The organism is Anaerococcus porci, assembly GCF_034090325.1.
In the GTDB taxonomy this organism is placed as follows: domain Bacteria; phylum Bacillota; class Clostridia; order Tissierellales; family Peptoniphilaceae; genus Anaerococcus; species Anaerococcus porci.
The window spans coordinates 1-4,545 of record NZ_JAXDSU010000087.1 but is presented as its reverse complement, the minus strand read 5'-3'; the positions used below and the strand labels follow the sequence as shown (position 1 = coordinate 4,545).

The 4,545-nt window shown below is 29.9% G+C and carries 2 protein-coding genes and 1 tRNA gene; all 3 read right to left on the bottom strand.

Annotated elements, in window-relative coordinates; genetic code table 11:
- Positions 1–142: 142 nt before the first annotated feature.
- The 3 genes from SOR60_RS09110 to SOR60_RS09100 all read right to left on the bottom strand — a co-directional run bounded on the left by SOR60_RS09110 (position 143) and on the right by SOR60_RS09100 (position 3,964).
- The gene (locus SOR60_RS09110) at positions 143–1,765 is read right to left on the bottom strand and encodes an alpha,alpha-phosphotrehalase (protein ID WP_320595765.1); all 1,623 of its coding nucleotides are present in this window, start codon (positions 1,763–1,765) and stop codon (positions 143–145) included.
- Positions 1,755–3,218 (bottom strand): PTS system trehalose-specific EIIBC component, encoded by a 1,464-nt coding sequence (treP, locus tag SOR60_RS09105; RefSeq protein ID WP_320595764.1) that lies wholly within the window; start codon positions 3,216–3,218, stop codon positions 1,755–1,757. Before treP ends, SOR60_RS09110 begins: the two co-directional genes overlap by 11 nt.
- Positions 3,219–3,888: 670 nt before the next feature.
- Positions 3,889–3,964: transfer RNA gene (locus SOR60_RS09100), tRNA-Ala, on the bottom strand.
- Positions 3,965–4,545: the final 581 nt, after the last annotated feature.

Sequence of the window (4,545 nt, the reverse complement as noted above, 5' to 3'; positions counted from 1 at the left end):
AAACTATGATCCTGAAAATCTCCACACATATTTTGATAGTGAAACCAAGAGATTTTATTAGTTTTATAACACAAAAATAGAATTTTTATTAATTTATAAAAAGCGAGATTAAAAACTCGCTTTTTACTATGATATAAAGTCCTTACTTAAACAAAATCGCTTGATAAGGCCTTAAAATCTTATCAAAATCATCATAATTATTTAAAATAAGCTCCTTATTTTCTATAATTTTTATTATATGATCTGATAACTTATAATTTTCATCTGTAAAGCTTAAAAGAGTAATCAAAGACTCATCTTTGTATATTCTTTCAAATATATATACTTTATTATCAAAATAGATTTTCTTATATGAACCTTCGCTTATTGACTTATTTTCTTTTCTTAAGTCTATTAATTTTTTATAGAAGTAAAATATTGAATTTTTATCCTCTAGTCTGTCCTTATAATTAATATCCTTATCTTTTGATAAAGCAATCCAAGCTTCTCCATCTGTGAAATCACCTTTTTCGCTATTATCCCATCTTAGAGGGATTCTTGCATTGTCTCTTGATTTTTGGGCTAAAATTGCTAGGGCTTCTTCTTCACTAACTCCACTATTTCTTAAAATATCAAAATAATTTATAGACTCATAATCCCTATACTCATCTATTGATGTAAAGTTTGCATTCTGCATACCTATTTCCTCTCCTTGGTAGATATAAGGACTTCCACGCATTGTATGAGTAAGAACTGCTAAGGCTCTTTCTAGGTAGTAGTCAAAGCTCTTATCTTTTCTAAATCTTGAAATAGCTCTTGGTTGGTCGTGATTATTTAAAAACCAAGCTGACCAACCACCAAGTTTTTCCACTTTTTTTTGCCAACTATCTAAAAGGTTAAAAAACTTCTTCCAGTCCATCTCACCCAAGGTCCACTTATCTCCATTTACATAGTCAACCTTAAGATGGTGGAAGTTAAAGGCCATACTAAGTGGACCATCTTCTTCATTAGTATATTTGGCTGAATTTTCTATTGATGTTGATGAAAGCTCTCCTACAGTTACCATATCCTCAATTTCTGCTTTTTTAAAAAGTTCTCTTAAATATTTATTGACATTAGGACCGTCTGTATAAAATCTTCTTCCGTCGCCTTCATTATCATCTTCAAAAACATCTGGTTTATCTATAACATTAATGACATCAAACCTAAAGCCCCCTACTCCTTTATCTTTCCAAAATTTCAAAACATCTACAAGCTCATTTCTCACTTCTTCATTTCTCCAATTAAGGTCAGCTTGATTTTCATGATAAAGGTGTAAATAATACTTGTCCAAGTCGTCTATATATTTCCAAGCACTTCCCCCAAATTTAGAATCCCAATTTGTAGGGACATCTCCTTTATTTTCTTTAAAAATGTAATACTTTTGGTATCTTTCATCTCCTTTTAAGGCCTTTTGAAACCATTTGTGGTGGATTGATGTGTGATTAAATACCATATCCAACATTAATTTAATATTTCTCTTACTAGCCTCAGCAACCAATCTTTCAAAAGTGTTAAAGTCTCCATATCTCTCATCTATAGACTTATAGTCATCTACATCATAACCATTATCATATTGATGAGACTTGTAGAAAGGAGATATCCACAAATAGTCTATCCCCAATCTTTCAAGGTAATCAAGTCTTTCAATTATTCCTTCCAAATCTCCAAATCCATCACCATTCGAATCATTAAATGACTTAGGATATATTTGATAGAATACCTTGTCCTTAAAATTAGATTTCATTTAATTTTCCTTCTTTTTGAATTTGTCTTTTTCCAAATATTATTGTTAATATAAAAGGTACAGCTATCGCTATTATCATAGCTATGAAAAAAGTCGGCCACTTATTAAGTGGAAATGATAAAATCCCAGGAATTCCACCTACTCCTATTGAAAGTGATGCAGTATCAGTCATAACTGAGAATAATCCTGCAAGTGATGATCCAATCATAGCAGCCAGAAATGGAAATCTATATTTAATATTTACACCAAACATGGCTGGCTCTGTAACTCCTAAATAACATGAAATAGCAGATGGAACTGCAATTTCCTTAAGTTTTTCATTTTTCTTATCAAGGTATATCACACCAAGAACAGCTGAACCTTGGGCTATATTTGATAGGGCTATCATTGGCCATAAAAGTGTAGAACCAAATTTACCTATAAGTTCAAGGTCAACCGCATTTGTCATATGGTGAAGTCCTGTAATAACCAAAGGTGAATAGAAAAATCCGAATATAGCGGCAAATACAAAGCTAAAGCTTGAAGTAAGCCCACTATATACAATACTTGATATGGCTGAACCTATTCTCCAACCAATAGGGCCTATGATAGTATGAGCTATTATAATTGAAATTAAAAGTGCAAAAAATGGTACAAAAATCATTTGAACTACTTCTGGAATAATTTTTCTGAAAAATCTTTCAAGATATACTAGGGTAAAGCCTGCAAGCATAGCCGGAATTACTTGAGCTTGGTATCCTATCATATTTATCTTGAAAAATCCAAAGTCCCAGAAAGGAATCTTTCCGGCTGCAGCCGCATCTGCAACTCCATAAGCATTTAATAACTGCGGAGAAACTAAAGTTATACCTAAAACAATACCAAGAATTGGTGTTGCTCCCATTTTCCTTGCTACAGACCAAGTTATGGCTACTGGTAAGAAGTGGAAAATAGCCTCACCTGGAAGCCATAAGAAAGAATTGACTCCTGACCAAAATTGCGAAATCTCTACTATGGTTTTTACTCCATGCCTAAAGGAAAATCCACCATCTTCTGTGATGAGAGGTACTGCTCCAAGAATATTCCTAAAACCTAATATCAATCCTCCGACAACAATTGCAGGAATAATAGGCGCAAATATTTCTGCAAGGTTTGACATAAGTCTTTGAATAGGATTTTGCTTGTCTTTAGCATCTTTCTTTACATCTTCTTTGCTTGTTCCCTCCATACCTGAAATATCAATAAATTCATTATAAAATTCGGTAACTTTATTACCTATAACCACTTGAAACTGTCCAGCTTGGGTAAAAGACCCTTTAACAGAATCAAGGCTTTCAATCTTACTTATATCGGCTTTTCCCTCATCATACAAGACAAAACGCATCCTAGTTACACAATGAGTAAGAGCCTTTATATTATCTCTGCCACCTACATATTCTAATAAGTTTTTGGCATCTTCTCTAAAATTTGTCACATCTACCTCCTCATAATATTTTTAATAAGTTCTATTATTTTAATACCCAAAAGATAAAAACTCAAAACCAATTAAAGTTTTGGGGTTAATTAAAATATTTTATATTTTTTTAGCAATTAATTTGAATTTATTCAAAGTTCAATCACTGCCTTAGTATATATTATATCTAATAATGCTAGTTATGGTATTATTACAGCGTATAATACTCTATCTTTAAAAAAGTTGATAAATTTTTCTATATCATAAATAATTATAACTCGGTCTATTCATCTTATTCTATAAAATTTACTATAAATTAAATATTTAGAGAATTAAAGATTAGTGTTAGTCCTTTTTAAACAAATTGTAATATTAATCATAAAAAGTAATATTGCGAGAACTACAATGATTACTTGTTCAAATTTTTCAAACTATATTTATATTAGACTAATCAATAATAGTTGCAATTGTAGTGCTTTTTAGTTTCAACATTATTAATTACAAAAACTATTTATTAAGAAAAATAATTTTATAAAGCCAAGTTTAGTATTAGTAGATGAAAATTTAAAGCTCATAAATTTCAAAAAGTCCGAATTTATATTGTGGAAGATTTACTAGGAAAAATTCTTAAAAGTACTGAAATAAAATAAGATAGCTTATTAATACTGAAATTAAGCTATCTTATAAAAATTGGTGGAGAATAGGGGACTTGAACCCCTGACCTCATGGCTGCCAGCCATGCGCTCTCCCAGCTGAGCTAATTCCCCATGAATTTAATAAATATAATATATCATATTGAACTTAAAAAGTCTATATAAAAATACCTAATAAATAAGATAATTCTACTAATTTAAATAATCCTATTTTAATAAATATTCAATTTAAACATTTATCCATCAGATTTTTTTCAAGTTCTCGATTTTTGTCTTTAAATCCTCATTTAAGATCTTATAGACCCTTAAGCTATCCATATCCAATAAAGCTTTACTTTCCTTAATATTCTTATTTCCAGTATTTACTAATCCTAAGTCAATAGCCTTATTAAGATTAATATTTCAATATTTTCTTTAGCCTTTGCTTTTGGATAGCCATAGTGTATATATTTTCCCACTTTGAGGCAAACTGGCTTATTTAAAACTCAAATGATTCAAGCTATATATTATAAAATTATTCTTTAAAATAGTAAAATAATTCACATCACAAGATATAATACTAAAACCTAATTAAAAGTGTATAATAAGAATATGAAAAAGATAATAGATGAAAAAACAAAAAAAGAAATTTATGAGCTTGAAAAAGCCAGAAAAAATACAAACAATAAAAAAGAAGAAGTTAGACTAAAAGCAAT